Source organism: Paraburkholderia sp. RL18-085-BIA-A, assembly GCF_046027075.1.
In the GTDB taxonomy this organism is placed as follows: Bacteria; Pseudomonadota; Gammaproteobacteria; order Burkholderiales; family Burkholderiaceae; genus Paraburkholderia.
Map to the genome: position 1 here is coordinate 1 of NZ_JARESU010000089.1, position 14669 is coordinate 14669.

10 protein-coding genes, 2 tRNA genes and 1 pseudogene are annotated in these 14669 nt (G+C 63.6%); 7 read left to right on the plus strand and 6 right to left on the minus strand.

Translation table 11 applies throughout. The features are described 5' to 3' along the window. Positions 1–281: 281 nt before the first annotated feature. Together P0D89_RS36610 and P0D89_RS36615 are read right to left on the minus strand one after the other, a co-directional pair. A tRNA-Leu gene (locus tag P0D89_RS36610) sits at positions 282–368 on the minus strand. 232 nt (positions 369–600) lie between these two features. After that, positions 601–687, minus strand: a tRNA-Leu gene (locus P0D89_RS36615). 305 nt (positions 688–992) lie between these two features. On the opposite strand from P0D89_RS36615, the gene rnr reads away from it, so the two are divergent. The 7 genes and pseudogenes from rnr to P0D89_RS36650 all read left to right on the plus strand — a co-directional run bounded on the left by rnr (position 993) and on the right by P0D89_RS36650 (position 8236). Then, complete coding sequence (gene rnr, locus P0D89_RS36620) at positions 993–3494, plus strand: ribonuclease R (protein WP_408377984.1); 2502 nt, start codon at positions 993–995, stop codon at positions 3492–3494. A gap of 227 nt (positions 3495–3721) precedes the next feature. After that, positions 3722–4465 carry a 23S rRNA (guanosine(2251)-2'-O)-methyltransferase RlmB gene (gene rlmB / locus P0D89_RS36625; RefSeq protein WP_149675204.1) on the plus strand — a complete coding sequence of 248 codons (744 nt, stop codon included), beginning with the start codon at positions 3722–3724 and terminating at the stop codon, positions 4463–4465. Between the two features lie 75 nt (positions 4466–4540). Further along, positions 4541–5236, plus strand: coding sequence for a ribose-5-phosphate isomerase RpiA (gene rpiA / locus P0D89_RS36630; RefSeq protein ID WP_408365745.1), 696 nt, complete (start codon positions 4541–4543; stop codon positions 5234–5236). Between the two features lie 600 nt (positions 5237–5836). Next, the gene (locus P0D89_RS36635; protein WP_408365743.1) at positions 5837–7081 is read left to right on the plus strand and encodes a glycosyltransferase; all 1245 of its coding nucleotides are present in this window, start codon (positions 5837–5839) and stop codon (positions 7079–7081) included. Positions 7082–7434: 353 nt separating this feature from the next. Continuing rightward, positions 7435–7494, plus strand: a pseudogene (locus P0D89_RS36640) (type II toxin-antitoxin system HigB family toxin); the annotation flags it as partial. Positions 7495–7602: 108 nt separating this feature from the next. Continuing rightward, positions 7603–8025: a helix-turn-helix domain-containing protein gene (locus tag P0D89_RS36645; RefSeq protein WP_408365753.1), complete on the plus strand. Its 423-nt coding sequence runs from the start codon at positions 7603–7605 to the stop codon at positions 8023–8025. 43 nt (positions 8026–8068) lie between these two features. Beyond that, positions 8069–8236 carry a hypothetical protein gene (locus tag P0D89_RS36650; RefSeq protein ID WP_408365741.1) on the plus strand — a complete coding sequence of 56 codons (168 nt, stop codon included), beginning with the start codon at positions 8069–8071 and terminating at the stop codon, positions 8234–8236. A 23-nt stretch (positions 8237–8259) separates the two neighbouring features. Here P0D89_RS36650 and P0D89_RS36655 read toward each other — a convergent pair whose 3' ends face one another. The 4 genes from P0D89_RS36655 to P0D89_RS36670 form a co-directional block, all read right to left on the minus strand. Further along, a complete protein-coding gene (locus tag P0D89_RS36655; RefSeq protein ID WP_408365739.1) occupies positions 8260–9225 on the minus strand; it encodes a glycosyltransferase family 2 protein in 966 nt (321 codons plus the stop codon). A 2-nt stretch (positions 9226–9227) separates the two neighbouring features. Then, positions 9228–10613, minus strand: a complete 1386-nt coding sequence (locus P0D89_RS36660) for an undecaprenyl-phosphate glucose phosphotransferase (protein ID WP_408365737.1) — start codon at positions 10611–10613, stop codon at positions 9228–9230. A 38-nt stretch (positions 10614–10651) separates the two neighbouring features. Next, entirely contained in the window at positions 10652–11386 is a 735-nt protein-coding gene (locus tag P0D89_RS36665; protein WP_006048767.1) for a Crp/Fnr family transcriptional regulator, read from the minus strand. Between the two features lie 630 nt (positions 11387–12016). Next, positions 12017–14668, minus strand: coding sequence for a glycoside hydrolase family 2 protein (locus tag P0D89_RS36670; protein WP_408377987.1), 2652 nt, complete (start codon positions 14666–14668; stop codon positions 12017–12019). Between the last annotated feature and the right edge of the window lies 1 nt (position 14669).

Consider the following 14669-nt stretch of genomic DNA (forward strand, 5'->3'; position numbering starts at 1 on the left):
CCAGGTCTTGGCGCCGTTTGGCCGGACCCTCAAGGCGAGCCCGTTACCATCCGCAAGAAGGTAGGGACGTGCACGCGATCTGGCGGCACGGAACGCCAACTCCGACTTCGGTTCGACGCGTCTGGGCATGGGTTTGCCCCCGAATCTGGTATACGCAAGAGTATACGCAAAAATCGTTGACGTTAGCGGAATGTACAGGATCTGTAGGCAACAAAAAACCCCGTAAGACCTTGATCTTACGGGGTTTCTCGGACTACTTCGGCTTACGCCGGAACAACTGTTGGTGCCCAGGAGAGGACTCGAACCTCCACGGTGTTGCCACCGCTAGGACCTGAACCTAGTGCGTCTACCAATTCCGCCACCTGGGCACGTCTTCAAGCTAGACCGCTATTTTAGCGAGCTGATGCAGCGTGTCAATCCCTACTTCAAACAAACTTCGCTTTATCAAACCGCCCGGTTTAGTTGTGCAGAAAAGCACTGCTTTCACTACTCAACTACCGTCCTGCTAACTACACAAACCGATCGCACCAACGAGTGAATCGGACCACGTAGCTTCACACAAAAATTGAAGCCGCCCGCAGGCGGCTTCAATTTTGAATCTGGTGCCCAAGAGAGGACTCGAACCTCCACAGTGTTGCCACCGCTAGGACCTGAACCTAGTGCGTCTACCAATTTCGCCACCTGGGCAGGTGATGAACAGCAAAGACCGCCATTATAGCGACAGATTGAGACCTGTCAAGCGTTTCTCCAAAGTTGCGTAAACATCGCGCCGACCCGGCTGCGCGCGCCTCCCAGCGACTATTGACGGGCCGCGTGGCGCGCAAGACGGGTGTTAGAATGCCTCGCAGTAGTTCGTTGGCACGGTGCACCCACGCCCGTCGACTCAGCCTTGAACGAGCCGGACCCGAGCGGTTTTTCCAGTGCAATCGCAAGTGCAACTCACGCGCAGCGCAAACGCATTCCAAGCCGAGCCACAACGCCGACCGACGTCCATGCAACGAGAAAAAATCATCGACAAGCCCTTGAGCAAATTTCCGTATCCGATTCCAAGCCGCGAAGAAATTCTGGGCGTCCTGCGCACGAGTGAAGCGCCGCTTGCCGCGAACGACATCGCCGAAGCCCTGTCGATCAAGCGCCAGGAGCGCGAAGGATTTTTCAAGCGCCTCGGCGCGATGGAGCGCGACGGCCAGATCCGGCTCGATCAGCGCAATCTCTATCAGCTGACGCATCCGTCGAACTTTGTCGCAGGCCGCGTGCAAGGCCATCGCGACGGCTACGGCTTCCTGATTCGCGACGACGGCCAGGACGATCTGTTCCTGCCCACCGCCGAAATGCAGAAGGTCATGCACAACGACCGCGTGCTCGCGCGCATCGTCGGTTATGACCGGCGCGGCCGTCCGGAAGGGCATATCGTCGAAGTCACGGATCGCGCCAACAAGCGCGTGATCGGCCGCCTGCTCAATGAAAACGGCGCGCTGATCGTCGCGCCCGAAGACAAGCGCATCGGCCACGACATTCTGATCACGCAGAACACCAAGAAGGCCAAGGTCGGCCAGGTGGTGGTGGTCGAGCTGACCGATTTCCCGAGCCGTCATTCGCAGCCACTCGGCCGCGTGGTGGAAGTGCTCGGCGATATCGACGACCCCGGCATGGAAATCGAAATCGCGGTGCGCAAGTACGGCGTGCCGCACGAGTTCAGCCCCGACGCGCTCGACGAAGCCGCGAAGCTGCCCGACGAAGTCCGCCCGGTCGACGCGCGTCACCGGGTCGATCTGCGCGACGTGCCGCTCGTCACGATCGACGGCGAAGATGCGCGCGACTTCGACGACGCGGTGTACTGCGAGCCGATCCAGGTCGGCCGTGGCGAGGGCTTCCGGCTGATCGTCGCAATTGCAGACGTGTCGCACTACGTGCATCCGAAGAGCGGGCTCGACGCCGACGCGATCGAGCGCAGCACCTCGGTGTATTTCCCGCGCCGCGTGATTCCGATGCTGCCGGAAAAACTGTCCAACGGCTTGTGCTCGCTGAATCCGCATGTCGACCGTTGCGTGCTGGTGTGCGACATGGTCGTCACCGCGCGCGGTGAAGTGAAGGCGTATCAGTTCTATCCCGGCGTCATGCACTCGGCCGCGCGTCTGACCTACACGGAAGTCGCCGCGGTGCTGAAAAACACCAAGGGCCCGGAGGCCACGCGCCGCGCCGCCTTGCTGCCGCAATTGCAGAATCTGTACGGCGTGTACAAGTCGCTGTTCGCGGCGCGCCAGAAACGCGGCGCGATCGACTTCGATACGACCGAGACCTACATCGTCTGCAACGCGCAAGGCAAGATCGAACAGATCGTGCCGCGCACCCGCAACGACGCGCACAAGCTGATCGAAGAGTGCATGCTGGCCGCGAACGTCTGCGCGGCCGACTTCCTCAAGCGCAACAAGCATGCTGGCCTGTTCCGCGTGCACGCGGGGCCGACGGCGGAAAAGCTCGAGAATCTGCGCACGTTCCTGCGCGGCATGGGCCTCACGCTCGCCGGCGGCGACACGCCGCACGCGAGCGACTACGCTGCGCTGATGGCGCAGATCCGCGAGCGGCCCGATGCGCAGATGCTGCAAACCATGCTGCTGCGCTCGATGCAGCAGGCGGTCTACAGCCCGGACAACATCGGCCACTTCGGTCTCGCGTACGAGGCGTATGCGCACTTCACGAGCCCGATCCGCCGCTATCCCGACCTGCTCACGCATCGCGCGATCTACGCGATCCTGCAGGGCCGCAAATATCAGCCGGAGCCGCCGCAAGGCGTCGAGCTGAATACGGCGCTGTCGCCGCGCGCCCGCGCAATGCAGCAGGCCGACGATGAAAAACGCGGCCGGCAGCGCGGCAACAATGTCGCGATCTGGGAAGAGCTGGGGCTGCACTGCTCGGCCAACGAGCGCCGCGCGGACGAAGCGTCGCGTGACGTCGAAGCCTGGCTGAAGTGCTACTTCATGCGCGACAAGCTCGGCGAGGAGTATGGCGGCATGGTGAACGGCGTCACGTCGTTCGGCATTTTCGTGCAGCTCGATTCGCTCTTCATCGAAGGCCTCGTGCACGTCACCGAACTCGGCTCCGATTACTTCCAGTACGACGAGATCAAGAACGAGTTGCGCGGCGAGCGCACCGGCATTCGCTATCGCCTGTCGGATCGCGTGCGTGTGCAGGTGAGCCGCGTCGATCTCGACGCGCGCAAGATCGACTTCCGCCTCGTGCGCGACACGCCGATCAAGCCGCCGGCCGCGCGCGGCTCGCTAGCCGACAAGGGCTCAGGTGAAAGCGGCGGCGCGCGCGTGCGCGTGTTGCCGCCGGTCGAAGGCGGCGCAGCGGCGCCGGGCGCGCGGCGCAAGAAGGCCGCGCCCGCGCAAAGCGCGGCGGTCCAGGAAGCGCGCGCCGCGCGTGGCGCGGCGAAGAAGCACGGCGCCGCGGCCAAGGCGGCGACGAAAGCGACCGCACGCAAGAAGCGCTGAAGCGGTTTCACCGCCTGAACCGCGCGCATCGGGTACGTTCCTACGTGCCGGTTGCGCGCGGTCTGCGTTTTATCGCAGCCACGCGCGCATGGATGTGCGCACTCGTATGCGCGGGCGCGGCAGACAGCTAAGAGTATTCAGGCAAAAATATTCAAGCGCAGCACTCAGGCACGTATTCATCACAGCAGCGCACGTCGAACGCGCGCTCAATCAAAGGTTGTTCAGTCATGGCACGTCTCAAGGTTTTATATGGTTTCCACGCAGTGACCGCGCGTATCCGGCACGATGCGTCGACGGTCGAAGATGTCTATTACGACGCGACGCGCAAAGACCGTCGCATGACCGAATTCCTGCACGCGGCGAAAGAAGCCGGCGTGCGTCTGATCGCCGCCGACGAAACGCGTCTGTGGGGTCTCGCGCACACCGAGCGTCACCAGGGCGTGGTGGCCCGTGCGGGTGACCTGCCGCTCGCGCAGAACCTGGCCGAACTGCTCGACGGAATCAATGGTTCGCCGCTGATTCTGGTGCTGGACGGCGTGACGGATCCGCACAATCTCGGCGCCTGCCTGCGGGTGGCCGATGCCGCCGGCGCGCACGCGGTGATCGCGCCGCGCGATCGCGCGGTGGGGTTGAATGCGACCGCCGCAAAGGTGGCGAGCGGCGCGGCCGACACCGTGCCGTACATCACGGTCACGAATCTGGCGCGGGCGCTGCGCGAGTTGAAGGACGCCGGCGTGTGGGTCGTCGGCACGGCGGGCGAAGCCACCAAGAGCCTCTACGACACCGAGCTCGACGGTCCGGTGGCACTCGTGATGGGCGCCGAAGGCGAGGGCATGCGCCGCCTCACGCGAGAGACTTGCGATGTCGTCATGCAGATTCCGATGGCGGGCACGGTCGAAAGCCTGAACGTATCGGTGGCGAGCGGCGTGTGCCTGTTCGAAGCGGTGCGGCAGCGGGCGGTGAAGAAGTAATCGCCCGCTCGCGCGTGCCACTCCGCGCGCGTCACTCCGGTAAACTAGCTGTTTCTACTGCTTGCCAGCTTTCCCATGACTCAAGACGAACTCAAACAACTGGTCGGCCAAGCCGCCGCCGACTATGTGAACGCCAACGTGCCCGAGGGCGCGGTGATCGGCGTCGGCACCGGTTCCACCGCGAACTGCTTCATCGACGCGCTGGCCGCCAACAAGGCGCGCTATCGCGGCGCGGTGTCGAGTTCGCTCGCCACTACCGCGCGTTTGCAATCGCACGGCATCAAGGTGTTCGACCTGAACGAAATCGATTCGCTGCCGGTGTACGTGGACGGCGCCGACGAGATCGACCACAGCGGCGCGATGATCAAGGGCGGCGGCGGCGCGCTGACGCGCGAGAAGATCGTCGCGTCGGTGTCGGACGTGTTCGTCTGCATCGCGGACGCGAGCAAGCTGGTCGACACGCTCGGCAGCTTCCCGCTGCCGATCGAAGTGGTGCCGATGGCGCGCACCGCGATCGGCCGGCGCGTCACTGCGCTCGGCGGTGTGCCGGTGGTGCGCGTGACCAAAGAGGGCTCGCCGTTCATTACCGACAACGGCAACGAAATCATCGACGTCAAGGGTCTGCGTATCAGCGATCCGCGCACGCTCGAGATGCACGTCAACGCATGGCCGGGCGTGGTCACGGTCGGCCTGTTCGCGGGCCGTGGCGCGAATCTGTGCCTGCTCGGCACGGACTCGGGCGTCGAAACGATCGAGTACAGCAAGGGTTGAGCGGTATGTGGTGAAGTTGGCGCGAGTCTGCGGTCAGCGGGCTCGCGCGCGTTTCGTTTGCATTGCCCGCTTCATGTCGTATCGGGTTGAGTTGATGCGTGGCGCGGCGGATTGCCGGTGCCATCTGCTGTAAATACTTAGCCACCGGAACAGACTCCGGTGGCGCATCGTTTGGCAGCGCTGCTGCGTAAGATGCCGCGCCGGATCGGCACGCAACGTGCAGATCGGGTCGACCGACGCAGCGATATCGGCGTCACTCGGCAGACGTCCATTCCCCTGACGATCACCGGCCCTAACGGCCCGGCTTCGATCGATCTCCGCAAAGCACACTCATTGCTTTTATCCACGCGCGCCTGCCGTTCCGAAAGGCCGTCGCGCGCGCAATCCGCGACGCGCGGCGCCGACGCGCCGCCCGCTCCAATCATCAGGTGTGTAGGCGCGCGCGAGGCATCTAGGCGCCGGTTCGATTGGGCGGACGAAAGGCCCCAATTATTCGCGCACTGTCGCATGTCGAATGTGGGCACGCGCACGCACGGCAATGAATGTGGCACATACACTCGTTGTTGAGCCCAACAGGCGTTTCCGACAGGCGGGGAGATCATGAGAGTGGCGATCGTGCACGACTGGCTCGACGCACCTGGCGGTGCGGAGAAGGTGCTCGCGCAGATCATCGAATGCTTTCCCGAAGCGGACCTCTTCAGCCTCGTCGATTTTCTCGAGGACCGCAAGCTGCTCGGCGGCCGGCCCGTGACGACGTCCTTCATCCAGAGCCTGCCGCTCGCGCGGCGCCGTTATCGCGCGTATCTGCCGTTGATGCCGCTCGCCGTCAGACAGTTCGATTTGACCGATTACAACCTCATCATCTCGAGTTCTTCGGCGGTCGCCAAGGGGGTGCTGGTGGGCCCGGGAAAGACGCACGTGAGTTACGTGCATGCGCCGCTGCGCTGCGCGTGGGATCAGCAGCACGAGTATCTTCGCGAAGCGAATCTGACGCGCGGACCGAAGTCGTGGGCGACGCGCGCGATGCTCCATTACCTGCGCGGCTGGGATGCGCAATCGGCAAATGGCGTCGATCGCCTGATCGCGAATTCGCACTTCGGCGCGCGACGTCTGATGAAAACATACGGGCGCGATGCCGCGGTGATTCCGCCGCCGGTCGACGTGCATCGCTTCGAGCTGCGCACGCACAAGGACGATTTCTATCTGACGGTAGCACGGATGGTGCCGCACAAACGCATCGATCTGATCGTCGAGGCGTTCAACGCGACGCCGCATCGCAAGCTGGTCGTGATCGGCGACGGGCCGCAGATGGCCGCGCTTCGCGCCAAAGCGGGCCCGAATGTGACGATGCTCGGCAATCAGCCATTCGAAGTTTTGAAGGACTATTTGCAACGCGCGCGGGCTTTCGTCTGCGCAGAAGAAGACTTCGGCATCGTCCCGCTCGAAGCACAGGCCTGTGGCACGCCGGTCATTGCGCTCGGCAAGGGCAGTGCGCTCGAAACGGTGGTGCCGGTCGGCGAGGTGCGCGCCACTGGCGTATATTTCGGAGCCCAAACCGTCGTGTCGATGCTCGGCGCGATCGCCCGCTTCGAACGGCTGCGCGAGCATATCAGCGCAGCGGCCTGCCGCGCAAACGCCGAACGGTTTTCGCCAACGGTCTTCCGGCGCGCGTTCATGGCCGAGGTCACGCGGACCGTCGCGGCAGCGGGCGTGCGTCAACCAGTGGAGGCAGGGAAACGGGCGGGCGCGGTCTGGCAACCCGACATGTCGGGCGAGCGCGCCAACCGGCATCCAGAAGCAGCCGGGGGCGCCGATGCGCTTACGCCGGGTACGTCGGACTTTTGAGTTGACGCGTTGGGCGGGCCTTTGGCGCAGGGCCCGATCAGCCGGTTTATTGGCACATTGTGAATTGCTGAAGGCGCGAACAGGAAAGCTTTTCGTCGTATCGCAGTAGGCTGTAACGAGCCGTTCGGGTGTAGGCGTCCGGCCGGCTGTCGCTGTCGATTCGCTTCGTCTGGCCTCGCAGGTGGCACGCGCAAGTTCGAAGCGCGGGCACGGGCGAGTAAGGACGAAGCGGGTCACCTCAACAACGCGTTGCTGGGTTTCATAAAAGACATCGGGGCGTGCAGAGTGGGCAATTTGCGTGGTGCTCACTGGCGCAGGCTTGCCTCGCGTATGGCTATAACGACCTGAAGCAGATGTTCGCCGGCGTGGACTACGTGCCGCTTCAATACACGGTTTTCGATGTGCGCGGCACGCGGTCCTGGCTCGTGGCGGCGATTCACTGCAACAGGCAGTCGTTATTCGTTCGTCGTGTAATTGACGCATGCGGAGTACGACCTTTGGACGAGGAAGAATCTAATCTCATGAATGCCGATCGCCTTCCGGGACCTTTTCCCGATGTTGCTCACACCTGGGCCATGCTGCGAAGCCAGTTGCCGATCACACCCATTCGTAACGAAGAGGATTACCAGCAGATGGTGCGGGTAGCCAACACGCTCTCCGATCATCTGAGCAGTAATGGGGAGGATCCGCTTGCCGATCTGCACGCGATCGTCACGGACCTGATCGGACGATGGGAAGCGCACAGCGTGACGATTCCAAAAGAGGAGCCGCGCGAAGTCTTGCGGCATCTGCTGGAAACGCACGGGCTCAAGCAGAAAGACCTGATAGGTATCGCGTCGCCCACCGTGGTGAGCGACATTCTTGCGGGGCGCCGCGCGATCAGCAAGAAGGTGGCGAAAGCGCTAGCTTCGCGTTTTCATATGGACGTCAGCGCGTTTCTCTGAAAGTCGCCTGGCGCCGGCATCGTGCCGTGCTCTGCACGGCACGATGAGCTTTCGCGCGCTTTTTGATCGTTTCATCCACGCCGGCGCCGGCGGCCTGCAATTCAGCCGTTGGCAGCTGGCGCTTCTGTATCTGGCGCTGTTTCAGTTGTGGGTTGATCAAATGTTCAAACATGAAGGGGCCGCACCTCGGCCCGGCGCAGCCCGTTCGTAGGAAAACGCTTCAAGGTGCGCGGATCAGCGCACGGCCTCCTGCCACGCCCCGCGCATCGCGCGCAGGCCCACGCGCCATTTGCGCAACGCAAGTCCCACGCCGCCGCGTTCGAACGCCAACGACAACGCGCGCAGGAACCCCGGGTCCGAGGGATCTCCGATGAGCGTCGAGTAAGCGACGAACGCCCATCGGCCGGCCGGGCTCAGGTATTCGCACATGATGAGCCGAAGATTGAACGACGCGTTATAGAAAGCGACGTCGTTGAAGGTGAGACGTGGGTCTTCGTGTCCGCGTTGGGCAGGGAAGTGCTCCACCAGCAGCGACGGATCGTAAATCAAAGTCCAGCCGCGCCATTGCACGTCCAGACTGAAGGCAGTCTCGCAGTGAGCCTGCGCGCCGGTGCCGCGCAGGCGCGCATCGAAGCGCAGTGCGCCGATCGCCTCGCGGCGGAACGCCATGTTCACACCCTTGAGCACCTGGACCGCGCGGGCTTCGCCCTGGCCGACATGATGATTGCCGATGATTCGTCCATACCAGCGCACGAGGCCCACGCACGGCTCGCGGCCTTGCGCGGCGCCGTCGCGCCCGTGCGCGCGCTCGTGCAAGATATCGCGGCCGCCGAGACCGCCGAGCGTCGGATCGCCGGCAAACGCGCGGGCGATCCGCGCGACCCAGTCGCCATGCGGCGCGGCATCGTCGCCGGTGAAGCAGAGCACATGGCCGCTCGCGCTTTCTATACCGAGGTTATACGCGGCGACTATTCCCGGTGTGCGTACGAGCAGCACGAAGCGACGCGGATCGGGCCGTATGGCTGCGCGGGTGCGCAGCCAGTCGAGCGTCGCGTAATCGTCATGGCGCGCGATCACGATCACTTCGTCGGCGCGGCGTTCCTGAGCGTCGAGCGCCGCGAGGCAACGGGCCAGATCGGCGGTGCATCGATACGTCGGCACGATCACGGACACTTTCATGAGTGGCGCGCGGATCGGCATGATCAGAATGCATTGCGCCCGACAAAGCCTTTCAAGATCGTGATGAACACGATTTTCATATCGAACCAGAACGACCAGTTGTTGATATAGAACAGGTCGAACTTGATCCGCGCTTCCATCTTCTCGACCTTGGTGGTGGCGCCGCGATAGCCGTTCACCTGGGCCCAGCCGGTGATGCCGGGTTTGATCCGGTAGCGGTGCATATAGCCGTATACCTGGTCCTTGTAGAGATCGTCGTGTTCGACCGCGTGGGGGCGCGGGCCGACCACCGACATCTGCCCGCGCAGCACGTTGAGGAACTGCGGCAACTCGTCGAGGCTCGTGCGGCGCATGAAGCCGCCGAGCTTCGTCACGCGCACGTCGTTGCGGGCGGCCTGGGTGATCAGGCCGTGCGCCTCGTGATGAACGGTCATCGAGCGGAACTTGTAGATCGCGAACGGCTGGCCGTCGACACCCTTGCGGATCTGGCGAAAGAACACTGGTCCGGGCGAGGTGCGCTTGATGCCGATCGCGAGCACGATGAACACCGGCGCGAGCGCGAGCAGCGTGAGCGCCGCGAACAGGCGGTCGAACATCAGCTTGGGCCACATCTGCGGCGGCGAGATGGGCGTCGCGCTCAGATTCAGCGTGGGCAACCCGACCACATCCACCGGCGCATGGTTGAACAGCGACAGGCTGCGCACATCGGGAATGAAGCGCAAGTTCACGAAGTCGTGTCTGAAGGTGCGCGTGAAGCGATAGAGCGTATGTTCTTCGGAAAGCGGCAACGCGAGCCACACTTCGTTCACGTGCTCATCGCGCACCTTGTCGGCGAACGCATTCAGATCGGTCAGCACCGGCAGGCGGCTAAGGCGCGGGCCATAGGCGCCGGAGCCTTCGACGCTGGTGTCGAACACGCAGACCGGTTTGAAGCCGGCTTGCGGCGCATGTTCCAGATGCGCGAGCAGCGTGCGCGAAAAGCCGGGCGCTCCGACGATCGCGACCGTGCGCATGTTCATGCCGCGACTTCGCACGCTGCGCAGCACGACGTGCATCGCGCAGCGGGTGACGATGATCAGCGCGCCGGAGATCAGCGTCGAATAGCCGAACCACAGACGCGACACCGCATCCATCCGGTGCAACGTGAACGCCAGCACGAGGCCGGTGGCGACCACCACCATCCACGCGGCGGCGATCCTCGCCAACACCGGCGCCAATGCCTTGCCGCGCCACGTTTCATACACGCCGAAGCCCGGAAACAGCAGCAGCACGAGCACGCAGTTGAAGGCGATCAGAAGGCGCTGGGTGTCCGACAACGCGATTGGCATGGAGTAGCGCAGCCAGTGAGCCAACAGACCTCCCGCAATCACGAAGAGTGCGTCGAGGCATCGCGCAGTATTCCTGAACATATTGGTCTTTCTTATCCAGTAGTCGAACGGTGCAGCGTTTATTCGACCGTTTCGGCCTGGCGCAGGCGCGGCAGCAGACGGTCGAATTCACGCTTGACGAGGCCGTAGCATTCGCACGCGCGCGCTTCGAGTCCCTTGCGGTCGAGCACCTTGATGTGGCCGCGGCTGTGGTGGATCAGGCCTTCGTCATGCAACTTGCCCGCTGCTTCGGTAATGCCTTCGCGGCGCACGCCGAGCATATCGGCGATCAGCTGCTGGGTTACCGTCAGATCATTCGACGCGACGCGATCCACTTCGATCAGCAGCCAGCGGCACAGTTGCTTGTTCAGCGCGTGGTGGCGATTGCAGGCCGCGGTTTGCGCGACTTGCGTGAGCAGGGCGTGCATATACAGCAGCATCAGGCGGCGCAGGAAATCCGAGCGGGCGAATTGCTGCTTGAGCGCCTGTGCGCTCATTCGGTACGCGAAGCCGGCGCATTGCACCTGCACGCGGTTCGGCATGGTTTCGCCGCCGGTGAGCACCGGCACGCCGGTCATGCCTTCGCGGCCGACCGCGGCGATTTCGACCGAGCTGCCGTCTTCCATCGTCGAGAGCATCGAGATGATCGCAGTGGTCGGGAAGTAGACGTGATGAATACGTTGGCCGGAGTCGCACAGCAACTGCTCGGTGCGCAGATGAACCAGTTCGAGGTGGGGAGCTAGCGCTTGCCATTCGTGCGACGGCAATGCGCCGAGCAAATGATTACCGTGCAGATCTGATTGAAGTGTCAACATGATCGGTCCTCGCGTGAAAGGCGCGGTTTGGCGACTTTCTGTTTTTGATCCGATGCCTGTATCCGTTTATGTACGACATGCTGCCCGCAGAGCAGCGAGGATGAACAGGACCGGCCCCGTATTGGCCTTGGCGCGTCACCACCGTTCTTTTGAAGCCCCGATGCGGCGACGCCGTGTTGCGCAGGGATAGTAGCGAGGAGCGTGCCAACGGCATGCAAAGCGAGCGCTGGTGCGGCGCAGCGAACCAGGCCCCCTCATTGTGCGAAGCCGAATGTGTCTTTTTGTTTCAATTCTGTACAACGCCCTGCCTGGAAGTCCGCGTTTCGCGGCTCGGTCTAAAAGGACGCCAGGTATTGATGGCATTGGCTTTGTGGGTGATGACGGGGACCCGCGTACAGTTGTCTGAAGGTTGCAAGTGCCCTTGCGTGCTCGTCGTAATGCGATGTCCGGGATGTGCCGGAATTGATTCAGAAGTGTTCCATGCGCTACGTTCGCTGCCGTACGGTTCGCATTTCTGAAGAGCCGGGAGTCGCGCAGGGACCAACAGTGATGCCGCGAACCAGACACATGCACGCGCGAAGCGCGAGGTTTTTCGCGGCTTGCGAAGAAGTGCCTAGTTCAACGGAACATTCAGCGGTAGAAGGTGGCGGATATCGCATTGATCGCGCGCACTTCGCCCGCGGGTGTCGGGCATGTTGCATCATCTTTAAATGCGGAGTTGGCTGTGCCCGCAACGATTCGTTGCAGCGACGCGAACGGGGTCGCTGCGATCAGCGGCACGATGCGAGGACGGTTCGGCGCGAGGTGGAACCAGTCGTGCGCGGCCCGGTAGTGCGGGTCAATGATATGAACGAAGCGCGCAAAGCGCTGTGCTTCGATGACGAGCCGCCAGCCTTCAGTGGTGTGCTCGACGGCCACCGTCAGGCCGAGGTCCTGACGCTCGTTCACGCGCCGCTCGGGCAGGTGAAACGTTTCCGATACGATCTCGCCGCTCGCCACGTCGCGCAGTGTTGCAATCGTGACCTCGTGTGCGCGCGGGCCGAAACGATAAGCGTGCGTGAAGTCGAAGAACTGGCCGAGTCTTGCGGCCGCACTAAGGCGTTGCACGCTGTGCGGCTGCAACTCGACCGGGCAGTTCGCGGACGCAACCCGAACGTTGCCATCGCGCAGGCAGACCAGTTCGAGTTGCGCGCTAAACGTTTGCGGGCGCTCGTTGATCAGATGAATGTCGAGGCCGTTGAGCCCTTCGTCGGTGATGACCACCTGTACGGGCTGCAACGTTTGCGAGAGGCCGTGCAGCGCGCTTTTAGGCCTTCCTGTCGCGTCGATCAAGCCCCATCCCGCGCCGGCCCGCAGATCCTGCAACTGCCACACGAGTGCGCCGCCGCAGTTCGAGTCCGCGCGCCGCCATTCGGCGAACACGTCGCTCATCAGCTCGGCCACCACGGCGCGCGACAGATCCAGATAACGCTCGGTGTCCTCGTAGCGCAGCCGCGCGGCGTCGACGCCGTAGCAGGTGCGCAGATAGTGGTCGCGCACGTCGTCGAAATCCCAGCCCGCGCCCGGGTCGCGCGGCACGGCGGCCTTCCAGCGCGGATCGTGCGAGTTCAGCGTGCCGAGCGCGTCATGCAAGGTCGCGTCGTCGGGCACGTTGGCGAATGCGAGGCATTCGGCGGCGAAGCGCACCTGCGCGCGGCGCACGTCGTCGAGAGGACGCTGATACGCGCCCACGCCATAGTAGTGCGTGATGCCTTCGTTGGTCGAAAACGGCCATGGGCCCCCTGATGGCGAGTTGCCGACATAGGGCAGGTCCGGCCGTTCGCGCGCGACGATCGCGGGCAGATGTTCCGTGAACACAGCTTGCGCGCGCCGTGAAGGCGGCAGGCCGAACATCGCGGCCTGCTGGTCGGCCTCGCTGCCGCCGCACAGCACCGCGAGGGCGGCGAAGCGCCGCGTGCGGATCAGAAACTGGCCGGCTTCGCGCTCGATCGACGCTTTGAATGCTGCATCGTTGGGGTAGTCGAAATTCGCCAGCGCGAAGTCTTGCCAGACCAGCATGCCGTATTCGTCGGCGAGCGCGTAAAACGCATCGGACTCGTACACCATCGTGCCGCCCACGCGCAGCATGTTCATGCCCGCGTCGCGAGCCAGCGCAAACGTGTGCCGCAATTGCGCGTCGGTGCCGGCGAGCGTGACGAGGTCCGCGCTGGTCCAGCACGCGCCGCGACAGAACACCGGCACGCCGTTCACGCGCAATGCGAAGCCGGCGCCGTCGGCCCCGCGTTCCACCTCGATGCTGCGAAAGCCGATCGAACCCAGCGCGTGACTCGTTGCGTGGTCGTCATCGATTTGCAACGTCAGAGGATATAAAGTGGGCGCGCCGTGTGTGTGCGGCCACCAGCGTTGCGCATGAGGTACGCGCACGCTGCCGCTCAGTGTATATGCATCGCTCCATTGCAATGACGAGGCAGACGTGCCGCATTTGAGCGTGGCGCGGCAGGTGGCGGCATCGTGCGGATACGCGAAACGTAACGTCAGCGCAACAACCCCGTCATCGTCTTCGATGCGACTCGTCAGATCAATCGTGTCGAATGCGTGCGGCGCGGTGCCCAGCAATTCGACCGGACGCCAGGGGCCGACTGCCTGGATCGACGGACACCAGCCAGGCATATGGCCGAGCAGCGTGGTGCGCACGTTGCGCAACGTGGGCGGCGACACGAGCCGTGGCCGCCAGCGCGCACGCGAGCGCTTTTCCGCCAACGCTGGTGTCAGCGAGCGAAAGCATAGTGCGAGCGTCGTGGTGCCATTCAGTTCGATGTCCAGATCATGTGCGATGAACATCGAATCGGATTCGAGGCGCCTGACGCCGTCGATCCACACTTCGGAGAGCGTGGCGAGCCCGTGCAGACGCAAACGGCGTTTGCCCGTTCCGGTGAGCGTGACGCGATACCAGTGATCGTCGAACGCGAGCGGCGGCGGATCATTGGTGTCGAACAGGCCCGCCGCGCGGCGCGCGCCGGCCACGGTGCCGGGTACCTGCGCTTCGAGCCAGCCGTGTGTGGGCAAATCCGCTGGCGACTCGCAGGCGCCCGCTGGCGTGCTGAGACATTGCCAGCCTGCGTCGAGCCGCTGCGGCCAAAGTGATTCACGCGTGCTGTCCACGCTGGCGACGCTGACGCCGCTGTCCGTTGCCTGCTCGATATGCAGCTCTTGACCGGCGTGGGCCGCGTCCGCGCGCGGGCCGCGGCCCTCGCCACTTTCATCAGCCGCCGGATCAAACATC

What these genes read in the sequence shown, in the direction of transcription:
- rnr (WP_408377984.1), top strand. Translation starts at nt 993, where the DNA reads ATGCAACGAGAAAAAATCATCGACAAGCCCTTGAGCAAATTTCCGTAT.
- rpiA (WP_408365745.1), top strand. Translation starts at nt 4,541, where the DNA reads ATGACTCAAGACGAACTCAAACAACTGGTCGGCCAAGCCGCCGCCGAC.
- P0D89_RS36655 (WP_408365739.1), bottom strand. Translation starts at nt 9,225, where the DNA reads ATGCCGATCCGCGCGCCACTCATGAAAGTGTCCGTGATCGTGCCGACG.
- rlmB (WP_149675204.1), top strand. Translation starts at nt 3,722, where the DNA reads ATGGCACGTCTCAAGGTTTTATATGGTTTCCACGCAGTGACCGCGCGT.
- P0D89_RS36650 (WP_408365741.1), top strand. Translation starts at nt 8,069, where the DNA reads ATGAGCTTTCGCGCGCTTTTTGATCGTTTCATCCACGCCGGCGCCGGC.
- P0D89_RS36635 (WP_408365743.1), top strand. Translation starts at nt 5,837, where the DNA reads ATGAGAGTGGCGATCGTGCACGACTGGCTCGACGCACCTGGCGGTGCG.
- P0D89_RS36665 (WP_006048767.1), bottom strand. Translation starts at nt 11,386, where the DNA reads ATGTTGACACTTCAATCAGATCTGCACGGTAATCATTTGCTCGGCGCA.
- P0D89_RS36670 (WP_408377987.1), bottom strand. Translation starts at nt 14,668, where the DNA reads ATGTTTGATCCGGCGGCTGATGAAAGTGGCGAGGGCCGCGGCCCGCGC.
- P0D89_RS36660 (WP_408365737.1), bottom strand. Translation starts at nt 10,613, where the DNA reads ATGTTCAGGAATACTGCGCGATGCCTCGACGCACTCTTCGTGATTGCG.
- P0D89_RS36645 (WP_408365753.1), top strand. Translation starts at nt 7,603, where the DNA reads ATGAATGCCGATCGCCTTCCGGGACCTTTTCCCGATGTTGCTCACACC.